5 protein-coding genes are annotated in these 25,437 nt (G+C 48.6%); all 5 read right to left on the bottom strand.

The window, feature by feature from the left end; translation table 11 throughout:
- Positions 1 to 127 precede the first annotated feature (127 nt).
- The 5 genes from MKX36_RS05660 to MKX36_RS05640 are packed head-to-tail and all read right to left on the bottom strand — an operon-like array spanning position 128 to position 25,411.
- Positions 128 to 3,997, bottom strand: a complete 3,870-nt coding sequence (locus tag MKX36_RS05660; RefSeq protein WP_340864386.1) for a non-ribosomal peptide synthetase — start codon at positions 3,995 to 3,997, stop codon at positions 128 to 130.
- 4 nt (positions 3,998 to 4,001) lie between these two features.
- Positions 4,002 to 15,314, bottom strand: a complete 11,313-nt coding sequence (locus MKX36_RS05655; protein WP_340864385.1) for an amino acid adenylation domain-containing protein — start codon at positions 15,312 to 15,314, stop codon at positions 4,002 to 4,004.
- A 36-nt stretch (positions 15,315 to 15,350) separates the two neighbouring features.
- Complete coding sequence (gene fabD / locus MKX36_RS05650) at positions 15,351 to 16,598, bottom strand: ACP S-malonyltransferase (RefSeq protein WP_340864384.1); 1,248 nt, start codon at positions 16,596 to 16,598, stop codon at positions 15,351 to 15,353.
- A gap of 13 nt (positions 16,599 to 16,611) precedes the next feature.
- Positions 16,612 to 23,739, bottom strand: coding sequence for an amino acid adenylation domain-containing protein (locus MKX36_RS05645; RefSeq protein ID WP_340864383.1), 7,128 nt, complete (start codon positions 23,737 to 23,739; stop codon positions 16,612 to 16,614).
- Positions 23,740 to 23,776: 37 nt separating this feature from the next.
- Positions 23,777 to 25,411, bottom strand: coding sequence for a carbamoyltransferase N-terminal domain-containing protein (locus MKX36_RS05640; protein WP_340864382.1), 1,635 nt, complete (start codon positions 25,409 to 25,411; stop codon positions 23,777 to 23,779).
- Between the last annotated feature and the right edge of the window lie 26 nt (positions 25,412 to 25,437).

Genomic DNA, 25,437 nt, shown 5'->3' with positions numbered 1-25,437 from the left:
GGGGTTTTTCATACATTACCATATGTTTTTATACATCATGTTAATTAATATTACAAATCAACTCACATGTTCATATTAAACAAAAGCTCCTGCTTGTGGTCCTCAACCTCCAAGCAGGAGCATGTTTTTACCTCAAAAATGTATTCAGCACCAAACCTACAGACACAGCTTGAGCCCCTTTTACGATGGAAAAATGATCGCCAGGCACTTTATGGGTACACATTTCCCCCTTACAATACATTTCCCACCCTTTATATCCCAATTCCCAGGTATGTTCTGAAATAAACAAACATACAGGGGCTGTTACAGCTCGATCTGGCTGGTAAACATGCTGCATTTTCACCCAATGATTTACGCTTTTAAAGCGTTCTAGTAATTCATTCCGTCCCAACTCATTGAATTCAGGCAGTAAAGGAAGTACACTGTCTGGAAATGCTCGCTTCCACAGCGATAAATCCAAATCTTCGTCCATTCTTTCCAGCTCTTGAATATGACGGTCCCAATGATCTTCCTTGCCATACTTCAAAGGCGGAAGTGTGTCCAGAATCGTCAAGAGCTCAACACGTTCTTTCTGCTCTTCTAATTGGCGGGTCATTTCAAAAGCAATCGTTCCCCCCATACTCCACCCGGCAATATAATAGGGACCCTTCTCTTGAATACTTTTGATTTGACCTACATACCGATGTGCGGCTTCTTTCATTCCAGCTGTTTTATTTCCAGCAAGAATCGAAGCATCCATTTTTATGCCCCAATAATTCCATGTAGCCGTAAGTTCGTTTACCAATTCCATGTAGCAACTGACATCCAAGCTCCCATCATGAATGAAAAAAAGGTGCTTATCCTGCGATGTACCTGGCTTTAAAAGGACTAGCGTATCTGCTCTGGCCGGAAACTCACTTTTCGCCCTTCCATTCAATGCATCTGCCAGTTGGCGAATGGTAGGGTAAGTAAATAATTTGGTAAGCGGCAGGTCGATTCCCAGCTCACGCAAAACCAATGAAACCAGCTTGGTAGCCTTGAGCGAGCTCCCTCCGAGGGTGAAAAAATTGTCCATTACCCCGATGCGATCCATGGGTAGGTTCGAGGGCAGAACCATCGACCAGATGCGAACCAGCTCCTGTTCCAGTTCGTTACAAGGAGGGACATATTCATTTTCCCGCAGTGCTTCAAGATCAGGCTCCGGCAGAGCATTCCGATCCACTTTGCCATTCACATTCAGTGGCAAACGAGGAAGCCGAATCAAACAGGCAGGAATCATGTAATCCGGCAAATACGTAGCGAGCTCCAGTCGAACTTCCGCTGGTGACATTTCTGCATCGGAGACAAAGTAAGCACAGAGGTATTTGATCCCATCGTTGTGTTGGCGAACAAGAACGACTGCTTCCTGAATCCCCTCGATGTGAGCAAGCCGAGCCTCAATCTCGCCAGTTTCAATACGGAAGCCCCGAATTTTGACCTGGTGATCCATGCGACCCAAAAATTCAAGCGTTCCATCAGCCAACCATCGAGCGCAATCTCCGGAACGGTACATTCGCTCTTCCGGCAACCACGGATGCGTAACAAATTTGGTTGCCGTTAATTCCTCACGAGCCAAATAGCCACGCGCTAGCCCTTCACCGCCAATACACAGCTCACCCGGCACACCAATGGGCTGTAGTTGATTGGACGCGTTCAAAATATAGACCTGCGTGTTGGCGACAGGCTTGCCAATCGGCACGTTATGGTCATAGTCTTCTTGAATCGTATGAAACGACGTAAAAATTGTATTCTCCGAAGGGCCGTACGCATTCACAATCGTTAAATTCGGCTGTGCGGCGCGAAGGAGCTTCATATGCTGTGGAGACAGGGCATCTCCTCCAGTCATGATCAGACGAAGTCCAGTGAAGATGGATGGTTTGTCATCAATCAACTGATTTAGAAGCGGGGCCGTAAACCATGCCATGGTGATTTGATACTGTGCCATCCTCATTCCGAGTATGTCGGCAGATAAAAGCTCTTCTTTTTCAATGAGATACAAGGTTGCTCCACTCAGCAGCGTTCCCCACAATTCATAAACCGACACATCAAAGGCCAGGGAACACGTCTGCAATATTCGATCCTCTGGCGTAATCTTCAGCGGTCCCGGCTCCAGTACCAGGCGAGCAAAGGATTGATGTTCAATCATTACGCCTTTCGGTTGTCCTGTTGACCCTGAAGTATAAATAATGTACATCACATTGCGCGCCTGATTGTTGTCCTCCAGATTACAGGACTCTCCCGTATATAGACTCGGGTCTGTGAGCAGCAGCGTTTCCGCCTGAGGAAAACGTCTGGTGCTGGCAGTTGGTAGAAGGCATATTTTCGCCTGGCTATCCTGTAAAAGGTATTGAATCCGTTCATCCGGGTAGAGCGGATCAATCGGCAAATAAGCAGCCCCCGCCTTCAAAATAGCCAATATACCGACAATCATTTCCAGCGCAGGCGTAGCTAAAATTCCAACTACATCCTCAGCCTGAACCCCCTTTTGCCGTAAAACCCAAGCTAATTGATTAGCACGTTCATTTAATTCCTCATACGTTAGTTGCTTTTCTTTCCAGTTCACAGCTGGATGGTCAGGCGTCCGTATCACTTGCTGTTCGAACAGACGATGGATGGGTACTCCATGCAATTTTTTTTCATATGCATTTTTGCTGCTGGTCTGATTAAAAGTATGAAGGAGAACAGTGCGTTCCTCTTCTGTAACCATATCAATATCTTCAATCCGAATATCGGGTTGTTCGCCAATGATCTCGACAATTCTGGCAAAATGCCGCAGCATGCGGCTGGCGCTTTCCTCCTTAAACAACGCTTTGCGATATTCCAATTCCAGCCCTATACCCTCCTGCATTTCGTATGCATACAAGGTGATATCAAATTTTGAGATTTTATGCTCAAAGCTATAAGGAGAAAACGTGACCTCTGTTGCCTGCACGACAGGCTGCGGTACATTTTCCAATACAAAGCATGCATCAAATAAGGGATTGCGGCCGCTGATTCGTTCAGGATTGACCTGCTCCACCAGCATATCAAAGGGATAATCCTGATGATCAAAAGCAGCGAAGGTTCGGTCTGCCACTTCTTCCAGAAAAACAGAGAACCGCATGCTTCCCAGCGGCTTCTGGCGCAAGGCGAGCGTGTTCACGAACATGCCCACAATCCCTTCAAACTCTGAATGAGTTCTTCCAGCGACAGGTGTTCCGATGACCAGATCCTCCTGTCCGGCATATTTGGACAGAAGGATGCTGTATGCGGCGAGTAGAACCATATACAACGTAACATTGTGCTGCAAGCATAATGCCCGCAAGGAGTGAGCTGTATCAGCTTTAATAGAAAACGGTACAACCCCGCCGCTGTAATCGGATCTTAGCCCTTTTCCATCCGTAGGCAACGACAGCAGCGGGACATCTTCTGTAAATTGGTTCAACCAAAATTCACCCTGCTTCTGAATATGAATGTCGCTTAATTGATCGTTTTGCCAAATCGTATAATCGACATACTGAAACTCCAATGGAGCAAGCTCCTGCCCGTGATACAGAGCCATCAGCTCTTCAAATATAATGTTGATGGTTACCGCGTCTGCAATGATATGGTGGATATCAAACAGGAACAGGAGCTCCTCATCAGCCAAGGGTACTAGCTCAGCCCGCCATAGAGGGACTTCATGCAGGCTGAATGGACGGATAAACTCGTTAACAAGCTTATCCGTACTCTGACCCGAATGTTCTCTATAAGGGATGGATACGTCAATGGATTCATGGACGAGTTGCAAAACCTCACCGTCCTTTTGTAGGAACGATGTTCGCAAGCCCTCATGACGTTCTGTCAGCCTACACCATGCCCTGTACAATCGCTCCTGCTTCAGGGGACCTTTGATAATTCGAATGCTGGGCATGTTATAGATAATGTTAGGTCCGAGAAGATCATCTATCAGATATAGCCGCTTTTGCGCCGAAGATGTTTCATATCCTTCATAATGCATGATGCTAAATCTCCCTCCGTCGGCGTTCTTTTTTCTCTACTTTTACCGATGACAGTGCATGCTGCTGAACAGGGACGACTTCCTTTATTAGCTTTCCAGCGCCCCGTAGTATGTTGCTAATCTCCGTTTCCTCTGTTTTAAAAAACTCAATATTTAATGGAACAGATTCATGAATCTGCTGGATAATTTCACCGTTGATCACATCAAATGTTGTCCTAAAAGCTTCATGACGCTGAATAAGCGCTTGGAAGGCTTCTTGAAGTTTGGCGATGTCCAGCTCTCCTTCCAGCATAATAGCGCCTGGTAGGTTGTAACTCAGATCCTCTGGATTCAGCTCGTGCATCATAAAAAGACGCATTTGAGCAGATGAGGCTGGATAATAGGCACTCGGAGCGGCGGCAGGAATCAAGGAACAGACCGTCTCTTCAACCTCGTGATGGTATTCAATTCTTCTGGAGCTTATGAGATCCGAAAGTTGTCGAATGGTCGGAGCTGCAAAAAGATCTTTTAAAGTCATCTCAATGGCCAACGTTTGACGCACACGCAAAATAAACTGGTGAGCCAGCAACGAGTCTCCACCGAACTCAAAGAAATGATCATCTATACCTACTGCACCTGTTTTGAAAATGTCCGCCCACAACAGGACCAGCTTCCGTTCCATTTCGTTACGTGGCGGTGTAAGCTCTTTGCCGGAAGGCAGCTCTATCCCCAAGGCATCTAACGCCTTACGGTCCAGCTTTCCGCTTGAACCAAGGGGCATGTTCTCGACCCTCATAAAACGTAAAGGGATCATATATTCCGGCAATCGTTCCAGCAAAAATGCCCTTAAATCTCGAACGGTACAGTCGCTTTGCACAACCAGATAAGCGCACAAATACTTGTTGCTCTGCTCATCTATCCAATCCAGCACGGCTGCCTGTTGAATCGCCGGATTTTGCAAAAGAGCTGTTTCAATCTCGCCCGTCTCAATTCGGTAGCCCCCGATTTTCACCATTTGATCCGACCGTCCCAAGTAAACAATCTCGCCGCTAGGCAGCATACGGGCAAGATCGCCTGTACGATAGATTCGCTCACCAGGTACAAAAGGATTGGGAATAAAACGCTCTGCCGTAAGTTCATCCAGATGTACATACCCGCGTGCCAGATGGCGCCCTCCCAGACAAAGCTCTCCTACCTGTCCCAAACCTACCAATGCCAGTTCCTGGTTTAGGATATAGGCCCGAGTATTGCCCACGGGTCGTCCGATGGAAATCGGACCTTCCGGGGATACAGATGTACACGTATAGGCTGTTGCAAACACACTGGCTTCCGTAGGTCCATACAGATTTAGTAATTTTGCCTCCGGGAACTTTAGATTAAAGTTTCGCACTTGCTCCTGGCCTAACGGTTCGCCCCCTGACATGACCCAACGCAAAGTGGCTGCCTGAAGCGTATCCTCGACTGAAAGCTCTGACAAAAACATCTGCAGCACAGTAGGAATGAAGAAAGCCACCGTAACCTGATGCAGGTGAATGGTATCCAGCATTTGACGGGTATCCGTTTCTGCACCAGCCTCCAGTAATACCAATCGTCCTCCGCCCATAAACCAGCTGAACAGTTCGACGATGGAACCATCAAAGGTATAGGATGCTTTTTGCAGCACTGTGTCCTGCTCACTTAATTCAAGCTGTTGTGCTAGCCATACCACTCGTGAACTAAAGGCGTGGTGTTCCACCATTACCCCTTTGGGCTGCCCGGTTGAGCCGGAGGTAAAGATGACATAGGCCAGATGATCAGGCTGAATGGCAAGCTCTGGATTACCGCATTCTTGCTGATCCTGACACAATAAATCAACGTCGATGACCCGCTGAATTTCTTCATCCATCCAGTTGTCATTGCAGCGCTGATGGGTCAGAATCCACTCGGCACCAGCGTCTGCCAGGATATAGCGAATCCGTTCCTTCGGATCGGCTGGATGGATGGGAAGATATGCCGCCCCTGCTTTTAACACGCCTAACAAAGCAACAATCATTTCCGGTGAGCGCTCCATAACTATAGCTACTACTTGCTCTGGCTGGGTGCCGGAGTCCAGTAAAGTATGTGCGACCAGATTCGCCCGCCGATTCATTTCCTGGTAGCTGATCTGCTGTTGACCGGAAATGAGAGCGACCTGTTCAGGGTTACGACTTGCTTGATCCTCAAAGTATTGATGCAATAGCTTTATAGATCCCATATCCATCTCTGTCTGGTTGAAATCGTGGACGAGCGTCTTCCATTCTGCCTCACTCACCGAATCCGAAAGTGCAACCGCAAGCTCATTCGTCCAAGCCTCTTCCTTATGGACACCTATGGGCTCAAGCTCTTTCTCTTGGTAATGCTCATTCGGGTTAACAGCCACCTCTTCTATTCGAAGCTCTCCAATCTTTTGCTGTGGATCGACAAGGATCGTACGTAAGATTTGAAGGAATTCGCGGCTCAAGCGTTCAACCGTCTTCTCAGTAAAGAGATCTACATCGTATTGAAGGATACATTCGATATGCTGGTCGGTCATGGCTGCGGTAAATGTTAAATCAAATTGTGCCCCCGTATATTCCGCTTCATCACATGGGGTCAATTTCAAGCCAGGTAATTCTACGATGGTACGGGAAGACTCGTTCAATAATGCAAACATAGTATCGAACAACGGATTACGGTTTGTTCGACCAGCCAAATTCAACTTCTCAACCAGTTGCTCGAACGGATAATCCTGATGCTCAAAAGCCTGAAGTGAATGTTCCTTGACCTGCATTAAAAATTCCTGCACCGTCATGTCCTTCTTCGGCGTGTTGCGAAGGGCTAACGTATTGACGAACATACCCACCAGGGGACTCAGACTCGCATGGGTTCTGCCGGATACCGGAATACCGACGATAATATCTTCCTGCCCGCTGGCTTTGGCCAGTAATAAGTTATAGACCGCCAATAAAACCATAAATACTGTGGCATTGTGTTGCAGGGCAAAGCGTTTTAATCTCCACGTCCATTCCTGATCCAGCTCAAAATGAACGGCTCGTCCTTCACCTCTTCTCTCATCGGGGCGTGAATAATCCGTAGGCAATTGCAGTTCTGTAATTTCCCCTTGAAAAAGCTCCAGCCAAAACTGCTCCTGCTGCCGGAATTCCGCACTGTTCATAAATTCACGTTGCCACACAGCGTAATCTTTATACTGGATCATCAATTCCGGCAAGTTCATGCCACCGTATAAACGAGCAAATTCCTCGACGATAATTTCTTGGGAAAGACCGTCCGTAATAATATGATGCATATCAATGAACAGCAAATGACGGTTTGCGGGCTGATGAATAACCTGAATGCGGAACAACGGCTTTTGCCGGAGATCAAAGGGCTTAATTAATCCGTCTTGTTCCACTAATACTCCATGTTCACGGCCTGATTGAATTTCCTCGATCCATTTCGCTAATCCTTGAACCGTGCCTGCCCGGAAGAAATCACGCAGCGACAGATTTACATTCCATTCTTGATTAATAAGATAGACCAGCTTGGTTGCCAGCAAGGATTGTCCACCCAGCAGGAAAAAATCATCCTGTGTACCAATCTGCTCCCGGTGCAGGATTTCCGACCAAAGCTCAACCAGGCGCTCTTCTAGAGGTGTAGCTGGCTGTACATAGGTCGTGCCGACCTTGATGCTTTCATTTACCTGCGGTAAAGCATGACGATCGATTTTTCCATGATGTGTTAACGGGATTGCATCGACTCGAACAAAGTAAGACGGAATCATATAATCAGGCAAGGTTGCCGACAGATGGGTCTTCAGCTCTGCCACCGATAACTCCTGATCCGTCACGATGTAGGCGCATAGCTCTTGCATACCTGGTAGAACTTCCTGCACCAGCACAACCCCATCCTGTATATGCGGGTGCTGGAGCAACGATTTTTCAATCTCGCCCGCTTCGATACGGTAGCCCCGTACTTTAACCTGCTGATCTTTTCTTCCTAAAAATTGAATTTGCCCATCTTCGAGGTATCTGCCCAGATCACCCGTTTTGTACATACGCTCGCCTGGTATCCATGGGTTTGCTACAAACTGCTGCTCCGTCAGCTCGGGGCGGTTCATGTAGCCGCGTGTAACCCCCCGGCCTGAGATACAGATTTCACCGGGTACCCCGATAGGCATAACATCCGTACCCCTGCGATTCATGATGTATACCGCAGCATTGGCAACAGGTCGTCCGATAGGCAGCGGATGAACATCTGGAGTATCCGGCACACGATAATAGGTCGCACAGACGGTCGCTTCTGTCGGTCCGTACGTATTGTAGACCTTTGCGGAGCGCAACAACTGGGTAACATATTCACTTTTCAGCACATCCCCACCGCTAATATAAATGCGAATATGCGGGAAAGGGGGCAGTTGATTCAGCTCATTCAAAATAAATGGCGAGGCACTGACCACGGTCACTTGCTGCTGGCGAATGAATTGATTGAGCAATTGGATGTCCTTCAGTTCATCCCGAGAAACCATAGCCAGCGTTCCACCTGCTGCCAATGTAGGGTATATTTCCTCCACGGATGCATCAAAGGTAATGGCTGCCTGCTGGAGCACCACATCTTCAGCCGTTAAGTGGAACTCATGCTGAAAAGCCGTGATATAATTCGTTACATTTCTGTGCTCTACCATCACACCTTTGGGCTTACCGGATGATCCCGACGTGTACAAAATATACGCCAGATGGTGAGAGGCCAGAAGCTCCTTGCCCGCCAAAGCTATATTATCCGCATCTCCGCTGTACAAGGCCGGATCACTTACATCAACGACAGCCCCTGTAAAACAAAGTGAGGTTATGCTGACACTTTCCACAGAAGTTAGGAGCACAGTTGCGCTACTGTCCTCCATCATGTAGGCCACCCGCTCCGTCGGATGTTCCGGGTCCATAGGGACATAGGCTGCTCCTGCTTTAAGTACAGCAAGCATGCTGGCCAGCATATCCAGCGAACGGGGGACCAAAATACCAACAGCTTGGTCTGGTGCCAACTGATAGGCAAGCAAGTGCCGCGCTAGCTGATTCGCTCTAGTATTCAATTGTCTGTATGTCAGTGAATGCTGCCCATAAACGGCAGCAATCCGATCAGGGTGCTGTTCAGCCTGTTCTTCAAACCACTGGTGAACCAGCTTTTCCTGCGGATAATCCACCTGGGTTTGATTCCACTCGTACAGGGATCGCTGCTTTTCTTCCGCATGATTCATGGAAATGAGGCCAATCGGGCGTGTAGCATCCGCAACGACTTCTTGTAGAAGATTTTCGTAATAAGTGGCAAGTCGACGTATGGTCTCTTCCTTGAACAATTGGGTCGCATATTCAAAGTGAAAACGCAGCCTGCCTTCATTTTCAAGCCATATGACCGTTAGATCAACTTGTACAGCCTCCATTTTAGCTTCCAACGGAGTAAAGCAAAGCCCGTCGATGCTCATCGGTTCCCCCTTAAAGTTCTGGGAAATAAACTGAACATCAAATAGCGGATTTCGGCTCCGGTCTCGCGGCACGTCAAGCTGATTCAGCAGCATTTCAAAGGGATAATCCTCATGCTTATATGCTTCAAGCGCGTGTTTCTTAACCTCCTGCAAATAGGTCGAGAACGGCTTATCTTCGGATGGTACAGTCCGCAGGGCCAGTGTATTGATGAACAGCCCAATCATGTGCTGAGTCTCTTCGGATTGACGGCCTGCGCTTGGCGTGCCAATGATGACATCTTCTTGATTCGCATATTTTGCCAATAATGTACTATAAACAGCGTACAGAAGCATAAAAAGCGTAACCCCGTGCTGTACCGCTGTTTCTTTTGCCAAAGCTGTTAGTTCCTCGCTTAGCTCAAATGTATAAACATCCCCGGCATTGCTCATTTGCGCGGCCCGCGGCTCATCTGTAGGCAAATCAAGTACAGGCAGCGTTCCCTTAAATACGTCCAGCCAGTATTCCTCCTGCTTTTTCATCTCGGCACTGTCCAGACGCTGATTTTGCCAAAGTATAAAATCGGTATATTGCATAGGCAGTTGCGATAGATCATATCCCGAATAGCCCTGTATCATTTCACTTAATAAAATACCAATTGAGGCTCCATCGGCTGCAATATGGTCAACATCACACAGAAAGAGGTGAACATTCTCCTCCAGCTGGACCAGCTTTGCCTTTAAAAGCGGCGCGCAATTCAGATCAAAGGGACGGATAAATTCGTCCACATACGCCTCCAACTCGCGCCCATCCCCTTCACTATATTCCAGCGAAAAATCTACCTCTGGATACACGATCTGTACCAGTTCGTTATCCCGCAGTTCATAAGCGGTGCGCAGAGAACTGTGACGCCGAATCACCGCATATATGGCTTCCTCCAACCGATGATGATCCAGATCACCCGTGATGGTCATCGCACTGCATAGGTTGTTCAAAGTACTGTGCCCTGCCATCTGACGCATCATATAAAATCGACGCTGTGTCGATGAAGCAGGATACACCTCGCGTTGTTGCGGCGGACGAATAATCAGATTTGAGCCGGCTGATCGGGGTGAAGGCAGCTCCGTTTCTGCCAGAAGGGGCTGCTTCGCTTCTCCATCCGTATACAGGGCTAATTCGTGGACCGTCATATAATTGAAAATATCGCTGATATCCACTTTTGTAGACAAGCTCTGATTCATCTGTCCCACCATTTTACTGGCAATCAGGGAGTCTCCTCCCAGCTCATAAAAGCTGTCATAGATGTTCAGCTCATCAAGCCCCAGCACATCCGCCCATATGCTCGCGATTACCTTTTCCGATGAGCTGTATTCTCCTGTCCCTCGACCATGCAGCTGTACAGGACGACGCACAGCATCGGATGACATGACCGCATGATTATGTAGAAGCCGACGATGACGTTCCAAAATAGCGCGCATTTCATGAGATAAGCCGAAAGGAATGGCAGTAGAATCGAGCGCGGCCACCTGAGCGTAGTGCAAGCCACCCACAATGACACGCGAAACGGGATGAAGCAATAATTGTTCAAGAGCGGCCAGTCCTTCTTGTGTGGACAGAGCATGGAATAAGCTCTCCTGGAAATCAACCTTGTGCTCAAAAGCCATCCCGGTTTCCTGCCAAGGAGCCCAGTTGATGGAAAGTGTGCGATGGCCGGATTGATTCCGCCACTCGGCAAAGGCATCCAGATAAGCATTGGCCGCCGTATAGTCGCTTTGTCCTGGTCCACCCGTCAGCGAAGTGACGGATGAAAAAAGAATAAAAAAGTCCAGTGTATCCGAAGCTGTAATTCGGTCAAGCACATGTGTGCCTGTTATCTTGGGAGCCAATACCTCGTTGAAGCGGTCCTGACTCTTGAGCGCCATATAACCGTCTCCTGCCACACCCGCAGCATGGATGATGCCGTGAATAGCCCCATACTTGTGGCGAAATTCATTCATGGCTTGCTTCATAGCCGCCTCGTCAGCTACATCGACAGCATAATATTCTACCTGAGCTCCCTGCCGCTCCAATTCCAGCAAGGCGGTAATCGTATTCAGCATTCTTGTATTCATATTTGGCTTTGAACTCTGCCTAAAGTTTGGACTGATGTTCGAATCTGCGTATGCAATGGTTTCCCATTGCTCTTTGGGTGGCAATGGTGTGCGACCCAGTAATCCCAGCGTGACCTTCCCTTTCGTAGCAAGCCATTGGCCGACTGCCAACCCCAGCCCGCCAGTACCACCAGTAATAACATAGACTCCCTGCGGTCTGATCGTAATCGGGTCAGCCTTACTTTCCATCAAATCCACGGGCTCAATTTGCTCTACATAACGTTCTCCGTTACGCCAAGCGGTCAGAAATGTATCATCATTTCCGTGCCATAAGGAGTGAGTGATGTCGGAAATCCGGGTGTTCGTATCTATATCAAGACAACGGCAAGTCAAATCGGGATATTCCTGACCGATGACCCGGGCCAGTCCAAACAAGCCCGCATGTTCCGGCTTTAATTCATTTTCCAATCCGTTCACTTGATACGCCTGCTCAGCGATCACTGTCAGTTCCTGAACAGCAGGCTTGGTCTGTGTGATTGCCTTGGCCAGATGAAATAGCTGAACCATAGACTGCCCGCTCCACAGGTATATCAGTTTCTTAGCGTTCCGGCATCGCACCTCTGTCAACAGGTGTATATGATCTTCCTCGGTACCATTAGAAAAGTAAGCATGGTCTGACAGTTTAGCGAAGCTGACTCCCCGCTTTACTTCGACCACATCATACCCTTCTTGGGCCAACTGTCCACGTAGCGTTACACCGATCGGACGGTTATCTGTGAATAATAAAATCGTTTCCAGCGGTGCGGAGAATACCGAATTATTTGTGGTTCGGGTTGCTGTGTCTGCTTCATGCCTTGCGTGTGCTTCTTCTTTCTTTTTCCATACAAGCTGATGATATTTATGATGTTCTGTGTACCGATTTCGTTTGAAATCCGCCTCGTGCACTCGTTTGACAGCATAGTCTTCAATTTCCACCAGTACCTGACCTTCAGCATCCAGAATGAGCACATCTACCGTTAAAATTTCTCCACTTTCTCTAACCTTGCTTTTTTTACGCAGATAGCTGTAAAAATGCTGTGGGAGTGAGTCGTAAATACGCAGCTTTTGATATGAAAATGGCAAGAACAGACCATTTCCCAAGCTCTGGCTTGCTACCCCGACTGCCACATCCAACAAAGCCGGATGGAGCACGTATTGTCTCAAGTCCATATGATAGGCTGCGGGCAGCTCCAGTCTAGCCAGCACTTGGTCTGTTCCAATTGCAATCGTACGCAATGTCTCCCATCGCGGTCCGAATGAAAAGGCATCTGCTGCTTCAGCATGATTCTCGCCCACTACTACTTCCTGGTCGTTACATTCAGTCCGAATATCGTCCAGATTCATAACAGGGTGGCTAGCCTGTACAAACATCGCCTGACCCTGTGCATGCCTTACCCATTGCTGTTCCCACGGCTGAGCTGAGGGTCCCGTTCGGCTTATCACCTTAAACGAAAACGTCTCACCTTCCTGCTGCAAAATGGTGTGTACTTCTCTTTCTTCCTCTACTTCCAAAATGAGCGGAGAAATAAACTGAACGTCATACAGTTCCAGCACCTTGCCTGGACGCTTGTATTTTTCCAGCCCTGCTCTAACCATTTCCAGATAAGTGGTTCCCGGTACAATACAGCTTTCCATTATCTTGTGCTCGCTTAGTACCCAATGACGTCCCACAGAGAAGCGTGTCAGATAAATATCCTGTCCCTCGGTTTCTGCCAAACAACAATCCAAAAGTGGGTGCATTTCTTCCAACTCTGTGAATTTACGAACTTGGGAAGCTTGCGAGGCTATAGCCTTTTCCTCTACTTCCACCCAGCATCGCTTAGGTTCAAAAGGATAGGTGGGAATGCTGCGTCTGTGGCAAGCTTTGCCTTCATATAACCTCTCCCATTCCACATCTGCCCCCTCAACATACATACGGCACAGAGAATTCAGGGTGTGAAATTCGATTGGAGACTGGGTCAGTTTCTCTTGGGCTGCAGCTGTCAGACTTCTGGATTCCTCCAGCGTAAGCTCACCCGCTTCTTTTTCCTTTTGGGCAGATACCACCTTATGACGTCCAAAATATACGCCCGGTATAAGCTCTCCTTGTTGTGCTTGTCCGCTGAAGCCGAAGGCAGAGATCTGAATCTGAGCCAGTTTTGCCCCCAGATCATCCCAGTCTTGGCATAAAATCGCCAAACGATAGCTATGGTGCCCCCGTCCCGTATTGGCGGTGTAACAAAGATCGCGTAACGGATAGGCTTGGGGTTCTGTGACATATTGCTGATATTGCTTCACATAGGCTGCAAGCACTGTTTCATTTTTGGCAGACAACGTAAAAAGCTGAATCGTCTCTGCGGTTCCCTGTCCCAACTGACCACCGTCCTGCATGTCAGCCCAAGCCGGGGCTTCCTCCAGAACGACATGGCAGTTCGTACCGCTTAGACCGAAGGAGCTTACTCCGCAGCGTCGCGGAAAATTCTCCTTAGGCCAAGTTTGCAGATTATCGTTCACATATACAGGTGAATCAATAAAGCTGATGTCCGGGTTCGGACAGGTGAAATGCAGGCTCGCCGGGATTTCTGCATGCTTCAAAGCAAGTACTGCTTTCAAAAAGCCCGTGATTCCCGCACTGTTATCCAAGTGACCCACATTAGTTTTGACTGAGCCTATGGCACAAAATTGCTTCCGGTCGGTATACTGCCGAAAAGCTCTCCGTATACCATCAATCTCTACTGGGTCACCCAGTTTGGTGCCTGTCCCGTGAGCTTCGATATATGTAATGGTATCCGGGTCAATCCCAGCATCCTTCCAGGCCCGTACAATGACATCCTCTCCGGCCAGCGAATTGGGCGCCGTAATCCCGGCGGAAGTCCCGTCATTGTTCACAGCACTTCCTTTAATGACAGCATAAATATGATCGTGATCCTGAATGGCCCGCTTCAAGGGCTTGAGTAGAACAGCAGCTACACCTTCTCCCCCGCCTGTGCCATCCGAAATGCTATCGAATGTTCTCGTCCGGTCATCCGAGGAGCCTACCCCCAGCCCCCCGCCTTTTCCCTCTTTTACAGGCACGAGTGTAACTTTTACTCCCCCAGCAATCGCCGTATCGCAATCCCCGTGCCGCAAATCCCGACAGGCTAGGTGAATAGCTACCAGAGAAGAAGAACATGCTGTATCCACCAACAGACTGGGTCCTTTTAAGTCCAATAGATAGGCAATTCGACTGGCAATCATAGAATGGATATTGCCTGGAATCGCTGAGGAAGCTAAGGAAGGCGCCATTTCTGCTACAAAACGCTTGTACTCCTCGCCAAAATCACTACTGTAGCCCACATAGACTCCCGTCCGGCTACCAGAGAGCTTGTTGCCCCCGTATCCCGCATCTTCGATCGCAGTCCAAGCAGACTCCAAAAATAACCGCTGGTTCGGGTCCATTAACCGTGCTTCTGCTGGAGAAAGTTGAAAAAAGGGATAATCAAACTTGTCGATCTCCTCCAAAAACCCACCTTCATTTAGTGCCGTTTGTTCATTCAACAGTCCGACTTGGAAGAGACTCTCCAGCTCCTTTTTGCGACTGGCAGGAAAAGGACGTATAGCGTCCTGCCCCGCCCGTAGAAGCTCCCAAAACTGAGCTACATTTTCACTTTCGGCAATTTTGCAGCTCATTCCGATGACTGCAATATCCGAATCTCGCAGCTCATTGACCGCGATCGGACCTGCATCCAGAAAATCTTGTTCACTAAATTGAAGAGCCGCCAGATTGAATCCTGTTTTGGTCATCATCGTACCCCCTTCCGTTCCTCATGTTCGCTGCAATTAGCTGACCTGAAACGCGGGAAATAATTCGCGTGTATGCGTATTGCTGAAAATTTGCTCAAACCGCTCAGCCCGTTGTTCCGCAGGCGTTAATTTAGTTTCAAAAATGGACTTTAGCTTGTCCAGAGCTTGCTGCATTTGTTCAATCGTCGGCTCGGTCCCGGTCGCGATCAATTGTTCGCGCATGTTTTGCAATTCTTTATATGGAACAACTACACCCTGCTCATATTCATCATTGTTCCAGTTCCGATTTTGGGTTGAAACAGCAATCGCGATGCAGGAGGTCACAAGCCCCAACCCATCCGGCTTGCACTCAATATCAGCATTCCGTAGTAATTCCAGACCGGAGGGATGCTCAAAGGCAAAGGATTGAGCTGTGGAAGTGATACCTGTCATTAAATTTCTCAGCACAGTTTTAGGACCGATTTCTATAAAATGATTCACGCCCTGATTCAACATGTATTGAACGCTTTTATACCATTGCACAGGCTGGGCCATCTGCGACGTTAGGTTAGATATGATATAACGACGATCCGTATAGGGTGTCGCTGTAACATTAGAGAGAACAGGCCATTGAAAACGGCCATAATCATATCTCTCCAGCTCATCCCGAAACTTGCCCGCAGCGCTCCGCATTAAATTCGTATGGAACGGAAAGCCCACCTTAAGACGAACCGTTTTGATTCCTCTACGGTTTAATTCCTCTTCGGCCTTTTCCAGCGCGGGAGTATGGCCTGAAATTACAAGCTGCTCGGAGGAATTATAATTTGCAATGCCGACCGACACACCACCTGAAGAGGCTTGCTGGCACACCTCCTCCACCTCACGCTCATGACTCCCGACTACCGCCAGCATCGCTCCTGCACCGGGAGCGACGGCTTCCTGCATCAGAATACCTCGCTGACGTACTATTTTCACCGCATCCGAAAAAGCAAGCGCCCCTGTACTGACCAATGCCGAAAATTCTCCCAGACTGTGACCCGCTACCAGGGATGGCGCAAGCTTCAATTCCTGCATCAGTACACGATAAGCAGCAATGCTCACAGTCAAAATGGCGGGCTGCGCATTAGCGGTCTGAGTCAACTCATCCATGGAACCTGTGAAACATAGGGACTTCAGATCAAAGCCTAATGCATCTTCGGCCTCTTCAAAGGTCTCTCTCGCTACTGAATATTCATCGTATAAGCTTTGACCCATGCCTACATATTGGGAGCCTTGTCCCGGGAATAAAAAACCTAATTTTTTCATCGTTCCATCCTCCTTATAGTAGGTCAGCAATCTTGTGCAGGACGTGGACATAGGCTTTCATCAATTGTTCCGCCCAAGTCTTGTTTAGTTTTCCAGCTTGATATTCGCACAGGAACCGTACCTGCTCTGCACGCACATCCATATAAATCACCCAGTCCAATTGTCGGGTCACTTCATGTCCCGCTGGCGTGTGATTCAAAAACACACAAGGGTGAAAAGCAGATGGATCGGCGTTTCCTCCCCCATTCGGCAACATGACGGGGATTGGGTAAAGATCTGTCTCTTTCGCTTTTTGGCGATGACTCGCAACCTCTTTGCACAGGACGCTAAAATCATCATTTTCCATCAATCGTACACGCAGTGGATACAAGCTCTCCCCGGTAGGCTGTACAGCCGTGTAAACAGAAGGTTCACGTTGCATTGATGGTTTATTGGGATATAGGTGTCCTTCCCCGATAAGCACTATAAGCTCAGGCTGACCTGTCATTTGTGACAATACATACGTATAAACGGCCAGTAGCAAGTCTGATAGGGCAAAATCCTGACTCCAAACGGCTTTCTGCAACACGGTCAGCAGGTCAGTAGGTAAGGTAAAAGTGAACGTAGCCTGGCCATCTGCCCCTCCAGCTGCTCGCATCGCTTCATTCCACGGAATAGAAGGTAACGGTTCGACCAAATAACGACGCCAGTAGTACTCCTGACGCTCATAGCGTTCTTGTTCTGCATCTGTCCATGCTTGTTCTTTTTGCTGCTGTTCCAGAAAATCGGAAAGTCTCGCAATCGTCGGATAGGCGAAGCAGTCCGCCACATTGATTTTCCCTGGATAGATTTGCTGGAGACGAACATTCATTTGAATGAGCAAAACCGAATTGCCCCCCAGCTCAAAGAAATTATCATGGATGCCAAGTTCGCTTCTGTGCAATACTTCTTCCCAAATCCGGCTGACCTGCAATTCCACCTCTGTAGCAGGTGACGCATATTCCACTTCGAGAAGAGGGCGGTTATGATCCGGCTTAGGCAGCATTCTACGGTTTATTTTTCCATTCGGCGTTAAAGGCATCTCCGACAACATAATAAAATGCGACGGAATCATATATTCTGGCAGTCGGGCAAGCAGATGATTACGCAGCTCACTCACCGATAAAGTCTGTTCACCTATCCAATAGGCACTAAGAGGACTGCTCCCCTGTTCATCCGATTTGTCCTGAATGACTACAGCTTCCCGAACGCCGGGATGAGCCAGCAGCGCTTGTTCAATTTCCCCTAGCTCTACCCGGTAGCCGCGGACTTTGACCTGATCATCCATTCGGCCCAATACTTCAAGCTCGCTGTGATGCAGCCACCGCGCCAGATCTCCAGTCTTAAACATTCGCTCACCGAATCGGAACGGATTAGCTTTGAACTTCTCCGCTGTCAGTTCAGGGCGCTTGTCATAACCGGCTGACAGCCCTTTGCCCCCAATCCAAAGATCACCCGCTACAAGATCAGGTACAGGCTGAAGCTGACCATCCAGGATATATACTTGTGTGTTCGTTATCGGCGTACCCACGGTCACTCGCTCCTGCTGGGTAAGCTCCTGCACAGTTGACCAGACTGTAGTTTCAGTTGGGCCGTACATGTTAAATATGCGTGCAGTCGTCATATCCTGTGTCTGACGTAGCAGCGACTGTGGTAAAGCCTCGCCTCCCACCATCATGATCTGCAATGTGTGCAGACCCTCTTGGGCTGCCGGGTGCATAAGCAAAAGCTGGAGCCGCGAAGGTGTCATTTGCAGCAAATGCGGGCCTGTTCGGCGAATAGCTTCCAGGAGCAGTTCAGCATTAGCCTGCTCTTCTGCTGTAGATAACACTACCCTTAGCCCTTTTGCCAAAGGCAGCAACGTTTCCAATACAAAAATATCAAACGCGGCTGTCGTTACCGAAAAGAAGGTCTGCCCTTCAGCAAACGGAATACGCTCGGTAATCCCGTAGATCAGGTTAACGATAGCTTCCTGACGGATCATCACGCCTTTCGGGTTTCCGGTCGAGCCTGAGGTGAAAATCATGTACGCCAAATCGTTCGGACTCGGCTGTGCAATCTCTAGTTTTTTTCCATCCTGTCGGTATATATTCTCATCATTCAACGAAATGACTTCGCCTCTAAAATCAAGTCCTTTCAGTAACGTGTCCCGACTTATAAGCCATTGCGCTCCGCTCTCTTCCAGCATGTAGGCAATGCGCGCTGCAGGATAATCGGGGTCGATCGGCAAATAGGCGGCTCCTGCCTTTAAGATCCCGAGCATCCCTATCAGCAAATCTACTGATCGTTCCAGCAGCAAGGCAACCACCGTATTCACACCCGCTCCTTTGCTACGCAAGGTTCTCGCCATCTGATTGGACAGCATATCGAGCTCACCATAGGTTATACGGCGGTCCCCACATTCTACCGCTATGGCATCCGGTATCCGTGCAGCCTGCTCTTCAAACAGATGATGCATCAGCTTGTCAGCCGGAAGCGCAAACTCAGTCGCATTGCGAGCGACAAGAATATGCGATTGCTCCGCAGAAGTCAGCAGGCTGGCAGCATATAGAGGACGGTCTGGCTGTGAAGCCAGTTGAGCCGCCAATTCAATGAAATGCTGCGCCATCTGGCGAACAGTCTGCTCGCTGAACAGTTCCGAGCTGTATTCAAAGGTACAATGTAGACCAGCCTGTCCATCATTGCCTTCATTCTGGGCGATTGGCTCCACGACGGTCAGCATCAAATCAAATGAAGCAAAAGAGCTTTCCAGCGGATAAGGCTTTACTTGTAGCCCTGGTATCTCCCTGCTGACATCCATAAAGTTTTGCAGCCGAAACATGGTGTCAAACAGCGGATTTCTGCTTAAATCCCGCTGAAGATGCAAGCGATTGACAAGCATATCAAAGGGATAGTCCTGATGTTCAAACGCATTCAATGCATTGTCTTTAACCTCGTTCAAAAACTGCCGGAAGGTCTTCTCCTGTACGGGAGCATTTCGTAACGCAAGTGTATTCACAAACATACCGAGCATCCGTTCCAGCTGAACATGTGATCTCCCGGCTACTGGCGTACCCACCACGATGTCCTCCTGTCCACTGTAGCGGGACAAAAATACATTGTATGCTGCAAGCAAAATCATAAATAACGTGGCACCACTATCCATGGCCAGCTCTCGCAAGCTTATTGCACATGCTGAAGGAAGGCTAAATTCCAACGAGCCACCGGCAAAGCTCCGTTGCCTTGGTCTTGGATAATCTCCTGGCAGATTCAGAAGCGGGACTTCCTGTCCAGTGTGCTGCTCATCGAACAATCCCACCCAGTATGCTTCCTGTTCTTTCAGATGTTCCCCGCTGAGCTGTGTATGCTGCCATGCAGTAAAATCTTTATACTGAATGCGCGGTATCTCCAGATGGCTTCCTTCCATTAGGGAGATGAACTCATCAATAAGCACTGTCGCAGATATACCATCAAAAATAATATGATGTACATCCAGCAGCAGCACGTGGCTCTGCTCCGCTAGTCGAACGAGCATTACTCGTAAAAGCGGGGGCTGTTGCAAATCAAACGGACGCAAAAACGATTGCTGAATTCGCGGCATATCAGCCGCCGATCCTTCGGTATATTCCATTTTCCAAGCCACGTCTGAGTGAACCCGTTGTACTACCTCACCCTCCAGCAAGGTAAACTCCGTCCGAAACACCTCATGGCGGAGTAATAATGTATGAAAAATACGCTCAAGCTGCTCTCGTTGGATCACACCCTCCAATTGCCAGCCAGTGAACACGTGATTACTCAAGCTTTCTCCTTCCAGCTGATGCAGTACATATAATCGTCTTTGAGCGGCAGAAACGGGGTAATATTCCTGCTCAGGCAACGGTTCGATAGAAGCCGCATGAACAGAGGTCTTCTGACGAAGTAAATCTGCCAGCTCACGAATCGTTTGATGGTCAAAAAGTTCTTTGAACGTCACATTCACTTGCAAGCGCTCCTGAATCCGGTAAATCATTTTTGCCATCTTGAGCGAATGTCCACCCAACGCAAAAAAGGGGTCCTGCACACCCACTTGCGCTATATCCAAAATTTCTCCCCAAATAGCGGACAATTCTTGCTCCATATCGTCCCTTGGGGGTACATATTCTGTTCCTGCGAGACTTCTTCCCTCAGGCTCCGGCATATGCTTACGGTCGATTTTACCGTGAGGGGTTAAAGGCATAGCTTCGAGCGGGACCAACAGACCGGGAACCATATAGTCCGGAAGCCGTTCCTTTAGATATTCGCGCACCTCTTCTGCCGTTATTTCGGACGACTGCAATGTGTAGTAGCCAATCAATCCGATTCCGGTTTCCTCAATATGCGCAATCACTGCTGCCTCACGAATACATGGAAGACTGACCAGCGCCTGCTCAACCTCTTTCATTTCGACGCGAAATCCACGTACCTGAACCTGGTCGTCCTTACGCCCAAAATACTGGAATTGTCCGTCCGGCGTCTGACAGCCCAAGTCTCCTGTCCGATAGAGCCGTTCTCCAGTCAACGGATGCGTAGTGAAAGCCCTGGCTGTCAAATTCGGCTTGCCCCAATATCCGCTCGCGAGTCCTGTCCCGCCGATACAAATCTCGCCTTGAACATGGTACCCAGCAAGCTGTCCGTCCTGATCCAGCACATACACACGAGTATTCGCAATCGGGAATCCCAGCGGAATACGTAATGTACCTTCATCTGGCTTGCGCTGAATGATATGCTGGGTCGCATAGATAGCCGATTCCGTCATGCCGTACAGATTGGCGATTTTAGCTGTACGAAAAAGGGAATACCATTCCTGCACGACGTTCACTGGAAGCGCTTCGCCCCCGTTAAAAATCCACTTTAAATTGGGCAATGGATGAGCTTCTCCCGCACTGCGGACAGCACTTAAGAAAACACTCATAAGCGCAGGAACAAATTGAGTGACTGTTACCTTTTCCCGCTTCATAAATGGATATAGCTGTGCAGGGTCCTTGACGATATCGGTGGGTACAATGGTTAATTTGGCTCCCACCATCAGCGGCCAGAACCATTCCCACACCGAGTCTGTGAAGCTGGTAGACGTCTTCTGCGCAATGACATCGTCTGCACCCAGAGCAAAGGTATCCTGCAGCCAAAATAATGTATTCAGCACAGCTTTATGGGTCATCATCACCCCTTTGGGCTGTCCCGTCGAGCCGGAAGTGTACATGATATAAGCAAGATCATCCTCACCTGGAATGTTTTCCGAATCTAGCTCATGAACGGGAATGTCTTGTACCTTAACAGGAACAAATGAAGCTTCCTGTCCTCGCACCTCACGCAGCCTAACGATCCACTCCGATTCTCCCCATACCGTTTCATCCAGACAAATGACGGTTTCAATGCTGGCGGGCAAATGGCTTAACATCCGCCCGAAATAGCGTGTATCCGTAACAAGCACGCGGCACGAGCTGTCGTTGAGCATATACTCTATTCGTGATTGCGGATAATCGGGATCAATGGGCACATAGGCCCCGCCTGCCTTCATAATCCCCAAAATAGCGGTGAGCAATGGTACATCCCGATCTCCCATTATGGCAACCAGCGAGTTGGGACGAACTCCATAACGGCTAAACAATTGGCCCAATTGGTTGGAACGAAGGTGCACTTCCTCATAGGTCACCGCTTTGCTACCGTCCACGACACCAACTGCATAAGGGGCACGAGCAACCTGCTCCTGGATACAGGATGTAATTGTGACTCCAGCCGGATACGTCTTCTGTGTATCATTAATGCGGTTCATTTCGGTCCGTTCCTCTACCCCGATATAGTCCATTTTCCAAACGGGCTGCTCCGGCTCCTGAATGGCACCTGCAATAATATTACGGAAGTATGCTCCAATCCTGCGCATCGTTGAAGGTGTAAATAGATCCGTTCCATAGCTGAGTGAGATGACCATTTCGTCGTTCACCGACTCGACAATCACAGTCCAGTCAAATTCATTCGCTTCCGCACCATTCCCTAGCTTGATTCGCTCCATCGGGATTCCCCCGAAGTTCTCTTCACTTTTAGACCCAGCTGCAAAATTAATCAGAACGTCAAACAGCGGAGCACGATTCAAGCGACGCGGACGGTTCAATACCTGCAATAGCTGATCAAAAGGATAGTCCTGATGGGCATATGCTCCTGCGCATTCATCTTTGACTTGCTGTAACAATTGGGAAAAAGAAATGTCACGTGAAAGTCGATTCCGAAGCACAAGCGTGTTTACAAAAAAACCGATCAGATTGCGCACCTGCTTTTGATTCCGCCCCGCCACAGGAGTACCGATAATAATGTCCTCCTGCTGAGTTAGTCGAGCCAATAACACATTCAGACTGGCCACGATCGACATAAACATGGTGGTTCCGTACCTACGATTCAACTGCTCCAAGCCCGCGCATAATTCCGCATCCAGAGTGACCTTTTCTACTGCTGCCGGAGCATTCCGGACGGTTGAACGCGGGAAATCCAGTGGTAATTGAAGACTTGGTAATTCGCCATTCAATCGGGATTTCCAGTATTGCTCCTGTGAGTTTAATTTTCCGGTAGTCACCTGCTGATTTTGCCAGTGTGCATAATCAATATACTGAATTGGCAAATCTGGCAAACGGAGGCTTGTTCCTTGCTCCAACGCCTGATAAATATGGAATAGTTCCTGGAAAAACAGATCCATAGACCAACCGTCTTCAATCATGTGATGCATACAAATATGAAAAATATAGTCGTCTTCCGCCAGCTTATAGATCTGTGCCCGCCATAACGGACTTTGCTCCAGATCAAAAGGCTGATTCATCATGGTCTGTATTTCTTTTTGCACCTCTGACCACGCTGTTTCCTCCCCTATGTCCGACACATCCGAGACAGGCACGTTTAAGGTCATTTGCTCCAGCACCACTTGCTTCGGCACACCCTCGACCACTGTAATCACTGTACGAAGGATAAAATGCCTTTCAACGATGATATGGAGGGCCTGCTGTAAATACGCGGTATTCACGGCTTGTCTGATCCGAACGGCTACCGATTGGTTAAAGGCGCTGCTCTGAGCGTCCAGTTGGGACTGAACCCAGAACCGCTTCTGCCCATGAGACAGATCATAGGTCTGCTTCTCTCCCATGTCTAAACCTCCATCTTGTACATTATTCGAGGATAGGCTACTGCTTTTCGTATAACGTTTCATTGCACCAGACATATCGGGTTCCGTTCCACTCGGTTGCAGAACGCACATCCGGGAAAAAACCGCTGCCGAGCAGATTGGCACTGGTATTGCACAGAACTGGAATGCCGCTTAATTTCTCGTACGCATGCAGCAAATCATAAATTAGCGGATTGTCCTCCCGACTTACTGTTTGCAAGCGTGCTGTGCCATCCAGATGACGGATTGCCGGAATGCGTTCCACCCATTCGTCACGTAGCATATGGTCAAACAGCATATACGGATCGCGGGTTCCTGGCGAAAAAATAGCAGGCGCATGCTCCTCTATACAGATCGGTGAGACCGGACGATAGTCCTCCCGTTGCTTAATGGCATTCAGGCGGTCTTTCATATCCGGTCGAACGGCAGCTGCCAGTATACTGCGATTCCCCAGCGCACGTGGTCCTAGTTCCGCCCGATCATTCAGCACGACAACCGGCTCATCTGTCGTATGCAGCAGCTCTGCGAGCTGTGACACCGTACAAGCACGTGATTCCCAGCCTTCCGCTGGATCATTTTGGATGACCATCGGCCCGCTGTATACAGACCAATTCAAATGGGGATGACCTGTCTGATGAATCATCTCACAACAAGCAGCACCAATGGCCGAGCCTGTGTCATTCGTAAATGGAGAAACAAACACATCATCAAATAACCCGCTTTCTCGAATCGCACTGTTCCATTTAATATTCAGAGAACAGCCTCCTATAAAGCAAAAGTTCTTTGTTTTGCGCCCATGCTTGGTCACACTCGCCTCCAGCGAGGTTACAAGAAGCTGCTCCAAATACTGATGGAAAGACGTCAAAGCGTCTGCATGCGGAATATGATGCTCATCTACATATCGCTTGATTTCCTGGGAAAAGGTCCAGTTAAACTCCATGGAGGGTGAAAAATGCCGCGCATACGTCAACTCAAACTGTTCGAGCAGCTCTGAACGTACCCGCCCCTTGGCTATATAGGCCATAACCTTGCCCGCTACCGAAAGATCATCCACACGTGGTCCTTGTCCTCCGCGAAGGAAAGGCTCAAAGTGCAGCGAAAACAGTGAATAAATGTTGCCGATGTACATGAAGAGAGGGCCCAGGTTTTCTAATCTTTCGTTCGCTGGATCAAAGTAATAAAAACGCGGGTACATACCTCCATCGTATACAAGCGCGTAAGACGGCTCCTTGTTTACCGCATAAGGGCTCGCACAATAGGTGCTGGCGATATGTGTGGTTGCATGCATATAGCTGGTATAATCGAAGGATTTCTCTCCAATAACAAGTCCACTGCCCGAATAGGCTTGGAGTGCGTCCGCTGAAAGCGATACTTCGCGGTAAGGCGCAACCGAAAGGGACAACTCCTGCCCATGAGAACGCGTATCCACCCTGCTTTCCTTCAATCCGGCCCAGCCGTCAATAACAAACCGATCCACATCTGCCGAGGTATAGCCATGCAGGTTAAGTGCTTCTTCAACAAAATCTAAATCAGGAATTTCGCTGTAGCGTTTGTTGTTATTGAATTTTTCAACTTCATAGCTGAAAATAAGCTTGTTATCCTCAATCAAGGCTACACTACCATCATGCGTTAATTTCAGTCCGCAGAATAACATGTTCCTTTCACTCCTCACCTGTTAGC

Origin of the sequence: Paenibacillus sp. FSL W8-0439 (assembly GCF_038008995.1) — a bacterium.
Classification (GTDB): domain Bacteria; phylum Bacillota; class Bacilli; order Paenibacillales; family Paenibacillaceae; genus Paenibacillus; species Paenibacillus polymyxa.
Note: the sequence above shows the minus strand (reverse complement) of the source record. Positions and strands in the feature narration are given on the sequence as shown.